The 17,505-nt window shown below is 36.2% G+C and carries 15 protein-coding genes and 1 pseudogene; 11 read left to right on the top strand and 5 right to left on the bottom strand.

What is annotated here, in order from left to right:
- The first annotated feature begins 473 nt into the window (after positions 1–473).
- The 7 genes and pseudogenes from pgk (at position 474) to C4H12_RS08640 (ending at position 6,393) form a co-directional block, all read left to right on the top strand.
- Entirely contained in the window at positions 474–1,664 is a 1,191-nt protein-coding gene (pgk, locus tag C4H12_RS08610) for a phosphoglycerate kinase (RefSeq protein WP_106098556.1), read from the top strand.
- Positions 1,657–2,484 (top strand): helix-turn-helix domain-containing protein, encoded by an 828-nt coding sequence (locus C4H12_RS08615; RefSeq protein ID WP_254424847.1) that lies wholly within the window; start codon positions 1,657–1,659, stop codon positions 2,482–2,484. The genes pgk and C4H12_RS08615 overlap by 8 nt, the downstream gene beginning before the upstream one ends.
- Before the next feature lie 107 nt (positions 2,485–2,591).
- Positions 2,592–3,233, top strand: a complete 642-nt coding sequence (locus C4H12_RS08620) for a DUF417 family protein (protein WP_106098557.1) — start codon at positions 2,592–2,594, stop codon at positions 3,231–3,233.
- 288 nt (positions 3,234–3,521) lie between these two features.
- Complete coding sequence (locus C4H12_RS08625; RefSeq protein ID WP_106098558.1) at positions 3,522–4,220, top strand: hypothetical protein; 699 nt, start codon at positions 3,522–3,524, stop codon at positions 4,218–4,220.
- A 379-nt stretch (positions 4,221–4,599) separates the two neighbouring features.
- Positions 4,600–5,298 (top strand): hypothetical protein, encoded by a 699-nt coding sequence (locus tag C4H12_RS08630; RefSeq protein WP_106098559.1) that lies wholly within the window; start codon positions 4,600–4,602, stop codon positions 5,296–5,298.
- A gap of 474 nt (positions 5,299–5,772) precedes the next feature.
- A pseudogene (locus C4H12_RS08635) lies at positions 5,773–5,936 on the top strand (DUF417 family protein); the annotation flags it as partial.
- Between the two features lie 238 nt (positions 5,937–6,174).
- Entirely contained in the window at positions 6,175–6,393 is a 219-nt protein-coding gene (locus C4H12_RS08640) for a hypothetical protein (protein WP_129588224.1), read from the top strand.
- Here C4H12_RS08640 and C4H12_RS08645 read toward each other — a convergent pair.
- A complete protein-coding gene (locus tag C4H12_RS08645) occupies positions 6,353–7,393 on the bottom strand; it encodes an IS630 family transposase (protein ID WP_106097921.1) in 1,041 nt (346 codons plus the stop codon). The two genes, C4H12_RS08640 and C4H12_RS08645, sit on opposite strands and share 41 nt — an antisense overlap.
- Positions 7,394–7,439: 46 nt before the next feature.
- Between C4H12_RS08645 and C4H12_RS08650 the strand changes: the two genes are divergently transcribed.
- The 4 genes from C4H12_RS08650 (at position 7,440) to C4H12_RS08665 (ending at position 13,154) form a co-directional block, all read left to right on the top strand.
- Positions 7,440–8,528, top strand: a complete 1,089-nt coding sequence (locus tag C4H12_RS08650; RefSeq protein WP_129588225.1) for a 6-bladed beta-propeller — start codon at positions 7,440–7,442, stop codon at positions 8,526–8,528.
- A 242-nt stretch (positions 8,529–8,770) separates the two neighbouring features.
- Complete coding sequence (locus C4H12_RS08655; RefSeq protein ID WP_106098562.1) at positions 8,771–11,062, top strand: inorganic phosphate transporter; 2,292 nt, start codon at positions 8,771–8,773, stop codon at positions 11,060–11,062.
- A gap of 79 nt (positions 11,063–11,141) precedes the next feature.
- Complete coding sequence (locus C4H12_RS08660) at positions 11,142–11,807, top strand: YceI family protein (RefSeq protein WP_106098563.1); 666 nt, start codon at positions 11,142–11,144, stop codon at positions 11,805–11,807.
- Positions 11,808–11,900: 93 nt separating this feature from the next.
- Positions 11,901–13,154: a hemolysin family protein gene (locus C4H12_RS08665; RefSeq protein ID WP_106098564.1), complete on the top strand. Its 1,254-nt coding sequence runs from the start codon at positions 11,901–11,903 to the stop codon at positions 13,152–13,154.
- A 638-nt stretch (positions 13,155–13,792) separates the two neighbouring features.
- Here C4H12_RS08665 and C4H12_RS08670 read toward each other — a convergent pair.
- The 4 genes from C4H12_RS08670 to cmk all read right to left on the bottom strand — a co-directional run bounded on the left by C4H12_RS08670 (position 13,793) and on the right by cmk (position 16,676).
- Positions 13,793–14,293, bottom strand: coding sequence for a cytochrome c (locus C4H12_RS08670; protein WP_106098565.1), 501 nt, complete (start codon positions 14,291–14,293; stop codon positions 13,793–13,795).
- 106 nt (positions 14,294–14,399) lie between these two features.
- Positions 14,400–15,386 carry a porphobilinogen synthase gene (hemB, locus tag C4H12_RS08675; protein ID WP_106098566.1) on the bottom strand — a complete coding sequence of 329 codons (987 nt, stop codon included), beginning with the start codon at positions 15,384–15,386 and terminating at the stop codon, positions 14,400–14,402.
- A gap of 38 nt (positions 15,387–15,424) precedes the next feature.
- Positions 15,425–15,913 carry a YqiA/YcfP family alpha/beta fold hydrolase gene (locus C4H12_RS08680; RefSeq protein ID WP_106098567.1) on the bottom strand — a complete coding sequence of 163 codons (489 nt, stop codon included), beginning with the start codon at positions 15,911–15,913 and terminating at the stop codon, positions 15,425–15,427.
- Between the two features lie 88 nt (positions 15,914–16,001).
- Entirely contained in the window at positions 16,002–16,676 is a 675-nt protein-coding gene (gene cmk / locus C4H12_RS08685) for a (d)CMP kinase (protein ID WP_106098568.1), read from the bottom strand.
- Positions 16,677–17,505 lie beyond the last annotated feature (829 nt).

Raw genomic sequence — 17,505 nt, forward strand, 5'->3', positions numbered from 1 at the left:
AGAGGTGTTAGTTTAGGAGTGTATTTTTGTAACTATTTTATTTTCAAGAACTTATATGAATGTTAAATTATTGTTAATTTTAATACCTGATTTATGGAAGAGATGAGAGGTAGGCAGGGAGAGGTGTAGTGGTAAAGAAAAGAGACGGTAATGGGAAAATGTTGTTTTCTGTTTTTGATGTCAAAAATAGGAAATTTTTCTGTTTTTAGGTTGTTTGGCAGAAACTGAGGGTTTGTATATTGTTAGGTTAAGCTCCATCATTCCTCTATGGTAGCTCTATGGTAGCTCCAAGATAGCTCTAACAGAAAATTTTTCTGTTTGGCATAGTATAATAGGAAGGAGGTAAAAAGACTTTGGGAGTGTAGGGAGGAAGAGGATGGGTGGGGAATAAAAAAATGTTCGTTATTAATTGTTTATTGATATTTTTTTTATACCTTTGTGCCTTGAAAAAATATAATAATTCATTTTACTATATGAAGACCATAGACAATTTTAACTTTGCGGGCAAGAAAGCCCTTATTCGTGTGGATTTTAATGTGCCACTAGATGAAAATTTTAACGTAACTGACAACACTCGTATTGAGGCTGCTAAGCCTACTATTTCTAAAATTCTTAACGATGGTGGTATTGCTGTGCTTATGAGCCACTTGGGAAGACCAAAAGGTGAGCGCAATGATAAGTATTCATTACGCCATATTGTACCTGAGGTAGAAAAAGTATTGGGCAAGAAGGTTATTTTCGTAGATGATTGTGTGGGCGAAGTAGCTGAAAAAGCTGTGGCTGCTGCTCCTGCTGGTAGTATTGTACTACTTGAGAACTTACGTTTCTATAGCCAAGAAGAAAAGGGTGATGAAGGTTTCTCAAAAGAATTGGCTAAACTGGGTGATATTTATGTGAATGATGCTTTTGGTACGGCTCACCGTGCTCACGCTTCGACTACTATTGTTGCTAAATTCTTCGGAGCAAATAAATGCTTTGGTTACTTGCTTGCTAAAGAGATTGAGAGTATAGAGAAGGTGATGAAAACTGGTGAGAAACCTGTAACTGCTATTTTGGGAGGTTCAAAGGTATCATCAAAAATTACTATTATTGAGAATATATTGGACAAAGTAAACCATCTTATTATAGGCGGTGGTATGGCTTATACTTTTGCTAAAGCACAAGGTGGCAAGATAGGTAACTCAATATGTGAAGATGATAAACTTGACCTTGCCCTTGATATTCTTGCTAAAGCTAAGGCTAAAGGTGTGGAAGTGCATTTGCCTATTGATGTGGTGGCTGCTGATGATTTTAACAATGATGCTAACACACAAGTAGTGCCTGTAACTGATGTACCTGATGGTTGGGAAGGATTGGATGCTGGCCCTAAAACGCTTGAAAATATCAAATCGGTATTACTTGCTTCAAAGACTATTTTGTGGAATGGCCCTGTAGGTGTATTTGAGATGCCTAACTTTGCTAAAGGTACTATTGCAGTAGGTGATTTTGTGGCTGAGGCTACTAAAAAAGGAGCTTTCTCACTTGTAGGTGGAGGAGACTCGGTAGCTGCTGTAAAACAATTTGGTTTTGAAAACAAAGTAAGTTATGTATCAACTGGTGGTGGTGCTATGCTTGAAAGCCTTGAAGGCTTGGTACTGCCTGGTATTGCGGCTATTTATGAATAATATTTCGGTAGAACATATTACCTTACAACAATTCTCCACACCCTTACGTGTGGAGAATTATTGTATATTTATGATAAGTGGAGAGGGGAGCTTTTCGGTAGAGGCTACTCCTTACACCTACAGTGGTAATGTGTTGCTTTTTCTGTCGCCTTACCAGCATTTTTGGTGGCAGGAAGGTAGTGAGGCTGCTGGAGAGCTTTTGCAGTTTCACGGTGATTTTTATTGTATAGAATATCACAAAAAGGAAGTGGCTTGTAACGGATTTCTGTTCAATGCCCTTTTTTTGCAGCCTTTTTTTAATGTAACTGATGCTACTTGGAGGGAAATAAAATCGTTGTTCAAGAGTATTTTGGGGGAACTGAATGAGAAGAATAGATTCTCGGAGGCTGTATTGCGCTCATACTTGCAACTTGTATTGGCCTTATCAAGCAAGGAGAAGAGTACTGTTATTACAGAAGCCCCTGTGGTAGCAGAACACAGCTTGGTTACGGACTTTCAGGAGCTTATAGAGGAGCACTTTATAGAGCAACGCGACCTTGCTTTTTATGCTAATGCACTGCATCTTACTCCTGATGCTTTTAGCAAAAAACTAAAGAAATTATTAGGCAAAACGCCTACAAAACTACTACAAGAACGATTGGTGCTGGAGGCTAAAAAACAGCTGCACCTTACTTACAAAAGCATTAAAGAAGTTGCTTTTGATTTGAACTTTGACGATGAGTTTTATTTTAGTAGATTCTTCAAAAAAAATGTGGGTTTATCGCCTAAACACTTCCGCGAGAGCGTAGGCATTTCGGTAGTTGCTGAAAAGTCTATGTAATGACCTTATTTATCCATTTTTATTTGGCGCATAGGTAGTAATTTTGCACCCTGAAAATACGCATTGTTATTTTCAGTCGGTTTTAAGTAATTTTAAAAATAAACAGTATGCAAAAATTATTATCTTTTTTGGTAGATAGCGAACGCTATTTTGTAAATTTTATTAGGGTAGCTATCTTTATTGTAATGGCTTGGATTGGTGGCTTAAAGGTGTGCCAATACGAGGCTGATGGTATTGTTCCGTTTGTGACTAACAGTCCGTTTATGAATTTCTTCTACGCTAATTCGGGGAAGACTGCTATTGATGAGAATGGTGTTACAGGCGAGGCTAACAAAGGTAAAGAGGTAGCACAATACAAGCTACACAAAAACCCTGAGGGGAAAATGGTAAAGGCTAACATTGAGTGGCATAAGGAGAATAATACCTATATATTCTCTTATGGCTTGGGAGCTTTTATTTGCTTCATAGGCTTGCTTACTTTGCTTGGTATTTGGTCGGCTAAGATTGGGTTAGTTGGTGGCTTACTTACTTTTGGTATGAGTATTGTAACGCTTTCATTCCTTATTACTACTCCGGAGGTATATGTTCCTAATTTGGGTGGTGATATGCCTACTCCGCATTACGGTTTCCCTTACTTATCGGGGGCTGGACGCTTGGTGTTGAAAGACATTATAATGTCGGCTGGAGGGCTTATAGCAGCTTCGGAAGCAGCAAGACGTATTTTGGCTAATTGCAAGAAATCAAAATAATAACGATTTATAATAAAAAAGAAAACTAAATTATTTCAATTAAAAAGGCAGCTGAGAGATATTCTTGGCTGTCTTTTTTTTAGGGGATAGGTGTTGGGGTATGGGAGTTAGTGTGAAGTCCTAAAAATTCTTCTTTAAGCTAAATATAATAGGGTTGGTATGGCATAAAGTAGGTTCGTTTTGTAACCAAAAGTTACAGTCTCCTTTTAAAAAAGTTACGAAAACATTTGGTTATTATGTTTTTTATGTATACTTTTGTGGCACATTATAATTAAAAATTGTTTCAGTATGACAAAGAATAACGAAAAACAGGTGTGCTGGGCGCTGGCTGGGCTAGATGAGAAAATGGATGTACTAAGCGTGCAGCAGAAGAAGCCTTGTAAGGCTATAGGGATGGGAGGTGTAGTTATGAAATATTTGACTATTATCCTTAGTATTATAGTTACTTTGGGTGTTATGCAAGAAGGACAGGCTCAAGAATATGAAATTTCATTTGGTAATATTTTAAAGGAGGCTGATATGGTATTCAAAATGCCTGAAAACTTTCAGAAGGTTGCTTTTAAAGAAAAAGCTATGGTTTTGCACCCTCATTATGTAACTACGATTATCTTGGAGCGTATAGTGAATACAGAGCAAGATGTATTGGTAGCCCTTGCTATTGTGCCTTTTAGATTTAAAGGGGAGGTAGTTTTAAAAGAAAATGAGGTGCATAAATGTATTATGCCTTTGGAATACGATATCACAAAGGGTACCTTGCGCTCTGTTAATACTAAAAAGTATAGGGCGGATATAGGCTCGGCATATCCTGTAAGGGTGTTTAAGGAGTATTTAGATGCTCCCTTAAAAAAGTATGATCAGTGTTATAAGGTGGAGTTTATAAACTACAAAAAAGGTAGAGCATTTGCTTATTTCTTCTATAATAATGAAAATGAGTATATTAAAAACCTTATTAGCCATTTCCACGATTATTTTAGATTTCAAGAATGATTTTTTAGATAAGAGATAAGAAGTTTGATATGAACTTTACTTAGTTTATTAAAGAATAAACGACAAAAAAGCAGCTGAGGAGTATCCTTGGCTGCTTTTTTTAGTTGGTAAGAGCTAAGAGAGATGAGAGAATGAGGCTGGAGGGGGTATGGAAAGGAAATTAGAGGATAATGAAAATTAGGAGTTAGGGAATGGGAGTTAGTGTGAAGTCCTAAAAATTCTTCTTTAAGCTAAATATAATAGGGTTGGTATGGTATAAAGAAAGTTCGTTTTGTAACTAAAAGTTACAGTCTCCTTTTAAAAAAGTTACGAAAACATTTGGTTATTATATTTTTTATGTATACTTTTGTGGCGCATTATAATTAAAAATTGTTTCAGTATGACAAAGAATAACGAAAAACAGGTGTGCTGGGCGCTGGCTGGGCTAGAAGAGAAAATGGATGTACTAAGCATGCAGCAGAAGAAGCCTTGTAAGGCTATAGGGATGGGAGGTGTAGTTGTGAAATATTTGACTATTATCCTTAGTATTATAGTTACTTTGGGTGTTATGCAAGAAGGACAGGCTCAAGAATATGAAATTTCATTTGGTAATTTTTTAAAGAATGCTGATATGGTATTCAAAATGCCTGAAAACTTTCAGGAGGTTGCTCTTGAAAAAAGTCATATCGTTATACACCCAAATTATATAGCAGGGACTATCTTGAAGCAAATAGCTAATACAAAGCAAGATGTATTGGTGGCTCTTGCTATTGTGCCTTTTACATTAAATGGGGAGAAATTTGTGAAAGAAAATGAGGTGCCTAAATGTATTATGCCTTTAGAATACGATATCACAAAGGGTACCTTGCGCTCTGTTAATACTAAAGAGTATAGGGCGGATATAGGCTCGGCATATCCTGTAAGGGTGTTTAAGGAGTATTTAGATGCTCCCTTAAAAAAGTATGATCAGTGTTATAAGGTGGAGTTTATAAACTACAAAAAAGGTAGAGCATTTGCTTATTTCTTCTATAATAATGAAAATGAGTATATTAAAAACCTTATTAACCATTTCCACGATTATTTTAGATTTCAAGAATGATTTTTTAGATAAGAGATAAGAAGTTTGATATGAACTTTACTTAGTTTATTAAAGAATAAACGACAAAAAAGCAGCTGAGGAGTATTCTTGGCTGCTTTTTTTAGTTGGTAAGAGCTAAGAGAGAAGAGAGAATAAGGCTGGAGGGGGTGTGGGAAGGAAATTAGAGGATAATGAAAATTATGTGAGTTTTTGTTCTTTTTGTTGCGAATTATGCAAAGGGAGGAGTTAGGGGTGAAGTGATTGGAAATCAGGCGGGTGAGGTTTTTCCTTCGTTTACAGTTCGTTTATAGTTCGTTATAGGTTCGTTTAAAGTAGGTAATAGATAAGAGGTAAGAGGTAAAAGACTGGGGCGGAAAGGGCTGATTATTAGGGAAGAGGTAAGAGAGAAGAGGTGGAAGAGAAGGGGGAAGAAATTTTGAAAGATTGGCAATAAAAATGAGAAATAGATGCGATTTTTTTAATTGGAGGGATGGGGGTGGGTTACTTACTTTTGGAATGAGTATTGTAACGTTTTCATTGCTTATTACTACTTGGGAGGTGTATGTTCCTGATTTGGGTGGTGATATGCCTACTCCGCATTAGGGGTTCTTTACTTATTGGGGGCTGGGCGCTTGGTGCTGAAGGACATTATAATGTAGGCTGGAGGGGTGACTTTAGTTTTCTTTTTTTTTCGTTATTTCGATATAAGGAAATGAGATTTGTTAAAAAAAATTTGATTATATGGTCTAAAAGAAATATATTTGCAAGCAATTAACGATGAAGGCTATGTTAACTTATTGAATAAGAAGAAACAAAGTAAAAAAGTTGTGTTTATAACTTGAATGTTGGTATTCTTTTTTCAGATAACATTTCTTCTTAAAAAAATAAAAAAAACCTATGAAAAGTATTTTTTACATTATGCTGTTATTACTTATAGCAGCTTGCCAAAACAAGAAAGAGAGTTTTAAAAGTAGAAGAGATTGGGGAGCTATGGCACAAGCCGTAATGGAAAGCAAAGAGATGAAACACATTGCTAACCCTGCTATGACAATTATAAAAACGGATAATGTTATAGTCAAAAAGAAATGGTTTGCGAATTTATCAAACGGAAATTGAGAGTTAGAAGTGACTCTAACTCCTTTTTATAAGTATGTATATTATCAAAGAAATTCCTTATAGCATCTCGGAATTCTGTCTTGTTCCGATAGAAACCCGTATTGATTACTTTTTTTCGTAAGAATTTCCACAAGCGCTCTATTAAATTGAGGTTCGGAGAGTATGGAGGCAAGAAAATTTGCTTGATTCTATTATCTTCTACCCAGTTTTGAAGTTCTTTATTGTGATAGTAGCGAGCATTATCGGATATAATATAAATATTTTTAGCGTTTGGATGCTTTTTAAGAGCTAATTCGTAAAGTTCTTTTGTTGATTCTGCATTAACGCATTCACAATCAAGAGCTATTACATCTGTAACATCATAAGCATTAAGTAAACCATTAATATTCACTCTATCACGCCCACTAACTGTTGGTTGTTGAAACTCTTTACCTTTCTCTATCCAAGCATAAGTGGAACGGCTGTTGTGCGTAGGATGAACACCATCGGCAAAATACACCACATCCCCTTCTTCCTTTTCTTGAAGAATTTTAGAGAGTGCTTCAGCAAATAGTTTTTGTTTTAAAGGATCCGCTTCACAAGGCACTTCGGTTGTTTTCTTGTAGGAAAAACCAATTCTGTTAAGTAAATCAGCCATTCCTTGTGGAGTATAGGTAACTTCAAAAGTGTCTTTAACCCATTGAGATACTTGTTTTGCATCTGTATAAAGATGTGTGCGTAACTCTTGTTTTAAGGATTCTATTTGAAAAATATTAAGCAGACCTTGATAACCTCTATAACGATTCTCAAGGAGTTTATCTAGTCCTCCTTCAAGATATAAGGAACGATAACGATAAACAGTAGAAATGTCTATACCCAAGCAATCAGCAACAAAAATAGGAGTATTGCCCATAGAAAGCATCAAAATGCAGGTAACTCGGGCATAATCCGAGCGACCTTGCAAGTTGCGTTGGAGCTTTCTAAGTTCCTCTATTTCTGTTGGTGACACTGTTAGTTCCATAGACAATGCAAAGATAATAAATCTTTTATTTATTCGCAATCTAAATTTGTTTGACTATAAAACTATGGGTATCCTCGATTTTACTATGCAATACGTTAAGGACGTACAATATATTCCTTTGAAGAAAACAGGCACACCTATAGGCGAAATTAGCTATATCTTGGTGTACAAAAACAGAATTTTTGTGCTGGATACTTTTCAAACTAAAAGTGTTTATATTTTTGATATGCAAGGTAACTACATAGGGCAAGCAGGAAGAGTAGGACAAGGTCCTGGTGAATATACCGAGCCTTTCGCCATCTCAATAGATGAAAATAACGAAACTCCTTTGCTGGTGGTAACTGATAGCGTTCGGTATATGCATTACTACACCTTAGATGGCAAGTTTGTAAAAAAAGAGGTGCGCTTTATAGGAACTTTTTCAATCAAACACAAAGGAGTTGGATTTAATGCATCGTGTATTGGTTTGCTTGGAAAAAGGTTAGAAGAGGAATACGCCTTAATAGTAAGTTATGGTGATACAGTGCAGTATAAGGGTTTTAAAGCCTATCCTTTACAAAAAGATGCTGCTGGGGGGCAATATCAATTAAGGGTAAATAACGATAATCTTTTCTTTATCCCTAAACTTTCAGATACAACCTACACCATACTTTCGGATAGTACTTATACTCCTCATATTGTAATACAACATCCCAAAACCGTTTGGAAAGCCTCATTCTTGGATAAAGCTACTCAGGCTGAAAAATTTGTAGTAGACAACTATTTAGAACTTCTTCGCGAACCTGTATGTGAAACTGCAGACGCCATATCGTTTCAGTTAGTAAGCCGTGCAAAAAATGGGGATAGAAAGTTGATGTATGATTTCTTTTTCTACCTGAAAGCTACCCAAGAAGTGATAAGAGTATCGTTTGAACCAGAATATAACCCCAGACGCAATATTAATTTTATACCACCTGTAATTTTATTACCCGCTGGCAACGTTTATGGTGACTATTTTGTAGGAGAGCTTAGCCCTGAGAGTTTAGAAACCCTAAGAAGCTTCGAAATTCCCGAAGGAATGACTGTTGATGAACAACTAAGAGCTATTATAAAAGACAAAACAATAGACCAAGGCATTGTACTATACAAGTTGTAGTGTAAAGGAACTTATAGTGACGTTGTAGGGGCGATTGGCAAATCGCCTCACAAAGGAAAACTTATTTGGAAGAAACAGGAAATAAAATTGTAAAAGCCCTTGATGAACATAAAAACGGGGGAGCAATAAAAATAACTCCTGAAACAGTATGGGCAATCATTTTTTTGAACTAAAACCTAATTCTTTTTTTTGTGATATAAAAAAAACTTTGTACTTTTGCAGCACGAAACTAGTATAGTGTTATGGAACAAGTATACATTTTTATGCTGTTCGTGTTCTTGGTACTTGCCGTGATTGATTTGGTGGTGGGTGTGAGCAACGATGCGGCTAACTTTTTGAACTCGGCAGTAGGCTCGAAGGTGGCTACTATTCGTACTATTATGATTGTAGCGAGTGTAGGGGTTGCCATAGGGGCTATGTTCTCCAGTGGGATGATGGAAATAGCAAGGAAGGGTATTTTTAATCCGGAGCTATTTTACTTTAACGAGGTTATGGTGATATTTATGTCGGTTATTTTGGCAGATATATTGCTGTTTGATCTTTTTAATAGTATAGGGTTACCGACTTCGACGACTGTATCGATAGTGTTTGAGCTTTTGGGAGCTGCTATGTGTGTGGCGACTATTAAGACTTTTAACAGTGGGGAATCATTACTGGGAGCTTTTGACTACATTAATACTGGAGAGGCTGGCAAGATTATTATGGGGATATTCACTTCGGTAGCTATTGCCTTTACGGTGGGTACTGCAGTGCAATATTTGGCTAGGCTTATTTTTTCGTTTAAATATCAGGAGCAAGTAAAGTATGTAGGTGGGGTGTTTGGTGGATTATCACTAACGGGACTGACCTACTTTATTGTTTTTAAGGGACTAAAGGATGTTGCTTTTATTCCTAAAGAAGCCGTTATGTGGATGGATAATAATATTATCTTGCTACTTATCGGCTGTTTTATTTTCTTTTCGGTGCTATCGCAGGTACTTATCCGTATGAAGATTAATATTTTCAGGGTAATTATACTTAGTGGTACTTTTGCTTTGGCGATGGCGTTTGCGGGGAATGACTTGGTGAACTTTATTGGGGTACCTGTAGCGGCATACCAATCATACGATATATGGCATACATCGGGCGAGGCGCATAATGGGCTGCTGATGAATGCTTTATCGGACAATGATATTAGCACGCCTACGGCTATATTGTTACTTACTGGTTTTGTAATGATACTTACGCTATGGTTCTCAAAGAAAGCGCGCCACGTGATAGATACTGGTGTGAACCTTTCAAGACAAAGCGAGGGAGGTGATGAGAAATTTTCATCGAACTTTTTGTCGCGTTTTTTAGTGCGTATTACTGTGATTTGTGCTAATGGGGTGAACTATATAATGCCTAAGAAGCTGAGTGATGCTATTGATAGACGCTTTGAGAAACCAGAGGAAGACCCTAATGTGAAAGAGGAGGATTTGCCTGCTTTTGACTTGGTACGGGCAGCTATTAACCTTGTGGTATCAAGTAGTTTGATAGCGATAGGAACATCATTCAAGTTGCCGCTATCAACCACATACGTTACTTTTATGGTGGCTATGGGGTCGTCATTGGCGGATAGAGCTTGGGGACGTGATAGTGCTGTGTACCGTGTAGCAGGAGTGCTAAATGTGATAGGCGGGTGGTTTTTGACAGCTATCGTAGCCTTTATAGGAGCTTTCTTGGTGGCAGGGGTATTGTATTACGGTAGTGTAATAGGACTCATCTTGATGATTATGGTAGTAGGGTTTTTACTTATTAGGAATGCTATTGCTTATAGAAATAAACAGAAAGCTAAGGCGCAAGGGAAACGCTTTGAGAGAGCTGACCTTGCTACCATTGGTGGGGTGATTAAAGAGAGTTCGACATACGTATCGGAAACGATTTTCCGGATTGACCAGCTGTATAGTAAAGTAGTGAAGAACCTTGGCACACAAGACTTAGGCAAACTTACTAAAAACAAGAAGAACGCTAAGAAATTAGAAAAAGAATTGGATGAGCTGAAAGGGAATGTGTATTACTTTATAAAATCATTGAACGAAAGCTCGGTAGCTTCAAGCAAGTTTTATATTCTTATTTTGGATTACTTGCAAGATATGGCGCAGTGCCTAACGGCTATCACACTAAATAGTTATGAGCATGTGAATAATAACCATAAGAATCTGAAATTTAATCAGCTAAGAGATTTGAAATATATTTCGGACAAGATGGAGAGTGTATTCAAAGCTGAAGCAGAGATTTTTAAAGGTGATGATTACAATAAACTTACTCCGATTTTTGAGGAATGTAAGGAACTTAAAGACCAACTTTCTAAAATGGTGCAGAAACAAATAGACCGGATACGCACTACTGAAACAAGCCATAAAACTACTAAGCTTTATTTTAGTATTTTGCTTGAAACTAATGCGCTTATTCGTGCTAACAACAACCTGCTTATGCAGTTTGACGAGTATCAAAAGCAGCAGAATAAGAAGAAGAAAGTAAGTTTGATAACTCAAGTAACAGGGAAGAAATAGTTAAGTTTTTTTGGGAGCTTGCTAGTTAAATATTTTTTTATACTTTTGCACTTAGAATAACTTAAAATAATTTTTACCAATGAAAAAAATGACACTTTGTTTGGCAACTATTGCCGCTGTAGCCTTAACAAGCTGCAACAACACCACTAACAACCAAAACACTAATACACAGACTGTAACTACTGAACAAACTACAACGCCTGAGGCTGTAGAGGGAGGGTTTGCTTATAAAGTAAGTCCTATCTCGGTAGTGGAGTGGGTAGGCACAAAACCTGCTGGGAAACACAATGGTACTATTAACGTTACTGCTGGAGGTGTGGATGTAGAAAATGGAGTTATTACTAAAGGTGAGTTTGTAATGGATATGAATACCATTACTGTACTTGACTTAGAAGCTGGGAAAGGGAAAGAAGACCTTGAGGCACATCTTAAAGGTACTGACCCAGAAAAAGTAGATCACTTTTTTAACGTAAAAGAATATCCTACCGCTACTTTTGTATTTAAGAGTTTTGATGGTAAAACGCTTACTGGAGACCTTACTGTAAAAGGTAAGACTAAAGAGGTTTCGTTTCCAGCAACTGTTACTATTACCGATACTAAATTGGCTATTGACTCGGAGCCATTTAAGATTAATCGTGTAGATTTTGGCGTGAACTATGGTTCAAAATCAGTATTTGATAATTTGAAGGACAAATTTATTAATGATGATATTGAATTGGTAGTAAAAGCAAAACTTACTAAATAAGGAATCTGGAGACGGATTCAGTATAAAGAATTTTAACTTTGTCAAGGTTAGGAACTTTGACAAAGTTTTTTAAGTTTATAACTATATATCATTATGATTGACCCTGTTTCTGTTGTTATTATTCTTATAACACTTGTACTTTCAGCTTTTTTTTCGGGCTTTGAGATAGCATACGTGTCATCTAACAAAGTACACGTTGAAATTTTAAAAAAGCAAGAAGGTATTATTGCAAATGTACTAACCAAGCTAACATGTAAGCCATCAAAACTGCTGGCTACTATGCTAGTAGGAAATAATGTAGCTTTGGTAGTGTATGGCTTTGAAATGGGGAAAGTTATGACTGCAATGTTACCGCCTTTTTTTCAAAATGTAGTATGGCATACGGTTATTTCAACCCTTATTATACTTATTACAGCTGAGTTTATGCCAAAGGTATTCTTTCAGATTTACGCAAACCAATTGCTGAAAGTATTTGCCTTGCCTGCATACTTTTTTTATTTGCTTTTTTATCCTTTTTCAAGCTTTGTAATGTGGATTTCAGACTTTGTGCTGAAAGTTTTCTTCAAAACAAAAGGAGATTATGTGCCTTTGTCATTTAGTAAAATAGAGTTGGTAGATTATATTTCGGAGCAAATGGAAAATGCCCCTGAGAAGAATGAGGTAGATAGTGAGGTACAGATGTTTCAGAATGCTTTGGAATTTTCGGGAGTAAAAGCACGTGAGATTATGATACCCCGCACAGAGCTGGTGGCAGTAGAGCTAAATGAAACTATAGAGAAGCTGATAGCTACTTTTGTATCATCTGGATTTTCAAAAATACTGATATATAAAGAAAATATTGATGATATTTTAGGTTATGTACACTCATTTGATATGTTCAAAAAACCTAAGAATATTAAGGATGTGCTCATACCAATAGTAAATATACCCGAAACAATCCAAATTAATGAAGTACTAAACCTACTGACTCGTAAGCGCAAAAGTATGGCAGTAGTATTGGATGAATATGGAGGTACCTCGGGAATTGTAACTTTAGAAGATATAGTAGAGGAGCTTTTTGGAGAGATTGAAGACGAACATGACAAAGAGAAATTCATTGAGGAGAGAATATCAATGAACGAGTACTTATTTTCGGCACGTTTAAAGGTAGAATACTTAAATGAGACTTATCGGTTAGAAATACCTGAAAGTGAAGAGTATGAAACGCTAGGAGGCTTTATTTTAGTGCACACTGAAGAAATACCTATACAAGGAGAAGTAATACAAATACCACCTTTTATAATAACTATTGAATCATGTTCACAAACTAAGATAGAAAAGGTAAAGCTCTGCATAAAAGAAGAATAATGAGTACTTTATTAAGATATTACACAAAAGAACCGTATAGTGTATATACAAATATAAGATTTTTGAACTTTTTATAAGTAATAAAGATTCTTGTTAACGACTGGTAATCAGCAATCTATATTAAAAATTCATTTAAAAACATAGTTTGGCACATTATTTTCTATACTTATAATGTAAGGTTTAGCAGACGGGAGTTAGTTAAAAACTTACAATTAGTGCATAAAATGATAATAAATGATATTGTTTTTGAATTGCTTTAAAAGACTGAATTAAAGAAAATTACTGAATTGCTATAAGAAACATTGTTAGATAAAAATTAGATTAAAAATTACTATTATTCATTAAAACAGAAGTTTGAGAAATACAGAGATTGCTAAATAAACATTGTTATTACTAATAAGACATTCTCACTCATCAACAAAAAAAACAAACTGAAAAAAATTGAATTACTAAATCATTTATTAAACTATTGTAACAATATTCATATTTTGAAAGTTTTCAAAATATTCAATTTTGGAGTTAGTAGTAGTATTTATATGCATTGTGAAAAAGGGCTCTTCCAAAAGGGAGAGCCTTTTTTATATAAAAAAAGTCCTGCTAATTATACTCAGCAGGATTTTTTATTGATTATCATTTATTTACTTTATTGTTCGTAGGTATTCTAATACTTCGCGAGCTTGTTGCTCAGTAAGATGCTGATCTAGCATCAAGCTTTTGTACTCTTCAACTAGTTTTTTAGCAATAGGGTCTTGCTGTTCCATTTTATTAGGTACGAGGATCATATTCATTACCCATTCAGGGGTACGTCTATCAAACAAACCTATCATAGCGGGACCTGTAAGTCGTTTTTTAGGACGATGACAAGAAATACAATAAGAGTTAAATATCTCTTCACCTTTAGCTGCAAGAGCAGCATCAGGAGTGTCAGAAAGAGGTGGATTTAGCGTAATAGGATTTACTCCTTTGTTGTTCTGCCAGTCAGGAAAATCAGCAGCAGGAGCTACAGGGGCAGAAGTCGCAGGAGCTGAAGTGCTTGCTTGTGTACCATTATTACTCTCAGTATTATTATTGTTGTTCGCACCTCCTCCGCAAGCGGTTAAAAGAGCTATAGTGGTGAGTGTTAAAAAGTGTTTTTTCATTAAAAGAATATATAATCTATTAAAATTAATTTACAAAAAAAATAAAAGTAGCCTTAGTTTTTATATACTCCTCTTCTAACAAAGGAATAATTAGTTCAATTATTTTCTAAAGTAATCTTACAGCATCTTTAGCAAAGTAACTTGCTATAAGATCAGCTCCAGCACGCTTAATGCTAACAAGCTGTTCCATCATTACGGCATCGTGATCAAGCCAACCATTTGCAGCTGCAGCCTTTAGCATAGCATATTCTCCTGATACTTGATACACTGCTACAGGTACTTCGCTCATATTCTTCACTTCACGTACAATGTCAAGGTAAGGCAATCCTGGTTTAACCATTACTATATCGGCACCTTCTTCAATATCCATACGAGTCTCACGCAAAGCTTCGATTCGATTATGCGGATCCATTTGATAAGTCTTTTTATCCTTAGGAATATCTTTCTCATCAACAGGCGCACTATCAAGAGCATCGCGGAAAGGACCATAAAAAGCCGAAGCATATTTAGCACTATAAGCCATAATCCCTACATTCTCAAAAGCGTTATCTTCAAGAGTCTCTCTAATAGACTGTATACGTCCATCCATCATATCACTCGGAGCCACAAAGTCTGCTCCTGCTTGAGCGTGTGATAATGCCATCTGGCATAAAGCATCAACTGTAGGATCATTCAGCACAATACCTTTTTCAATAATACCATCGTGCCCATAGACCGAATAAGGATCAAGAGCCACATCTGTCATTACAAGCATATCAGGAGCTGCATCCTTAATTGTTTTTATAGCTCTTTGCATTAAGCCATTAGGGTTTATAGCTTCTGCCCCTTTGTTATCTTTTAGGTTATCAGGTACTTTAACAAATAAAAGAACTGACTTAAGTCCTAATTGCCAAAGCTCTTTTACTTCATTAGTTAGCAAATCAAGACTATAACGATAGTAATTAGGCATCGATGGAATTTCATCTTTTATACCTTTCCCCTCTACTACAAACAAGGGTACAATAAAATCATTAGGGCTTAAAATAGTCTCTTGTACAAGGCTGCGTATGGTACTATTCACACGCAAGCGGCGGTTACGTCGTAATGGATACATATTAATTCGTTTCGCAAATAATTAGTTGTTATTTCTTCTTATCTTTTTATTTTTTCAAAGAATTTTCTTACTTCTTGTTCAAATATACCTATGGGGTAACTATGCGCCATCGTGTTTATCAGGTGTATTTCTGCTGGCTGGCGCAACTGTAAGTTATTCTTAAGCGCTTCAAGTGATTCCCAAGGGTTTATCACACTATCTTGCAAGCCTATCACCACCTGCATATAGGCAGCATAATGAGGATTAGGTTCTACTTTCGTAGGCACTTGATCTTGATAAGTCATAGCTGGGTTAAATAACAAGCAAGGCTTCAAAAGCGCTTGTGCCAAGTAATAACCCACCAATCCCCCAGCACTGGAACCTATAATTACTGTTACATCTGCATATTCCTCACTCAAAACACTCAGTAAGTTCGGACTATTCCTATAGTCCAACTCAGGAGCGCATATTTGTCCATAAGTCGAAAGCACTGTACGCCTATCTTCTTGAAGCGTGCTATCCAACCCGTGAAGGTAAAGTATTTTCATTTTAAAAACAGATAATAATCTCTTATTTACCGCAAAGGTACAATTATTTCACTAATTAGCAAGTCTAATACAGCAAAATTAAAACTTTTTACCTCTTAACCAATGCCAATATCTTCTCTACCTGCTCCTCAATTGTCAGATGCGTATTATCAATTACTATAGCATCTTCAGCCTTCTTAAGAGGTGATTCCTTCCTCGTCGTATCTATATGATCTCGGTGCTGAATATTAGCCAACACCTCCTCAAATGATGAGTTATCCCCCTTATTCTGCAACTCTTTATAACGCCGCTCAGCACGTACTTGTTCCGAGGCCGTCATAAATATCTTAAGTTCCGCCTCCGGAAATACAGTCGTACCTATATCACGTCCATCCATAACAATACCCTTCTGCTCGCCCAATTTGCGTTGCAAGTTTACAAGGTAAGTCCTCACTTCAGGTTGTTTAGCCACCTCACTCACCCAGTTCGCTATTTCAATACCGCGTATCTCATTCTCAATATTCTTCCCATTGAGGTAAATCTCCGAAAAACCTAAATCCGCATTATATACAAATTTAATCTCCGATTGCCGAAGCGCCTTCATCAAAGGCTTCACCTCTATCCCCGAGGTCGATGCATATCCTTTCTCAAGTGCCAAATAGGTCACCGCTCTATACATAGCCCCCGTATCAATATAAACATAGCCAAGTGCCTTAGCTACAGCTTTCGCAGTGGTACTCTTCCCTGTCGATGAGTATCCATCAATTGCAATGATAATATCCATTATTTTTACTTTTTTTATTTGCTAATTAAGCTCTTTTTTTATCCACTTATTAGCAATCATTAGTTATTGTGTTATCTGTTGCAAAGGTACTAAATTAATTTCAATAACCAAAGAAATAAAATTTTTTATTCATATTATTTGGATACATTCAAAATAATGCATACCTTTGCACCGTTGTTTGAAGGAATATAACAATAGTGTTTTTATATTTCGTTTTTAATATTTACTGTAGATGAGTTGTTTTTTTAGTGTTTTTAATAGTTGTTATTTGCTCATTTACAGTTAAGTAAGTTAGTTTTCAATCTCGAAGAGGCTGCCCACAAGCAGCCTCTTTTGTATAACTATCCATCCCCCCAGTATCCCACCATCCCCCACCCCTACCCTACCTTTCCCCCAAAAACTACCTCCTTCAAACCTAATATTAAACAATTCTCATCTATTTCTCACTTTTATTGCCAATCTTTCAAAATCACTCACCCCCCTAATTCCTAATACTTCCCTCCTATTACCTAATCTCTTTCCCCTGATAATCAGATAGCTTTACTACCAACCTCCTTCCAACTATCCCTTAGGATGAACGAACCTATAACGAACTATAAACGAAGGATAAACGAACTATAAACCAACAACAAACATTACTTCCTTGATTTCCAGTTACTTCACATCCAATCCCTCTCTTTGCATTATCCGCAACAAAACTCCCAAAACATTGCATATTTCTCAAAAACATCCCCTTCCACACTCTAATTCCCAAATTTGCTAATTCCCAAATTTGCTAATTTCCTAATTTTTACTACCTTTGCCCTATATTTGAAAATAACACTATACA

It is taken from the genome of Capnocytophaga sp. oral taxon 878, from assembly GCF_002999135.1.
Lineage (GTDB): Bacteria > Bacteroidota > Bacteroidia > Flavobacteriales > Flavobacteriaceae > Capnocytophaga.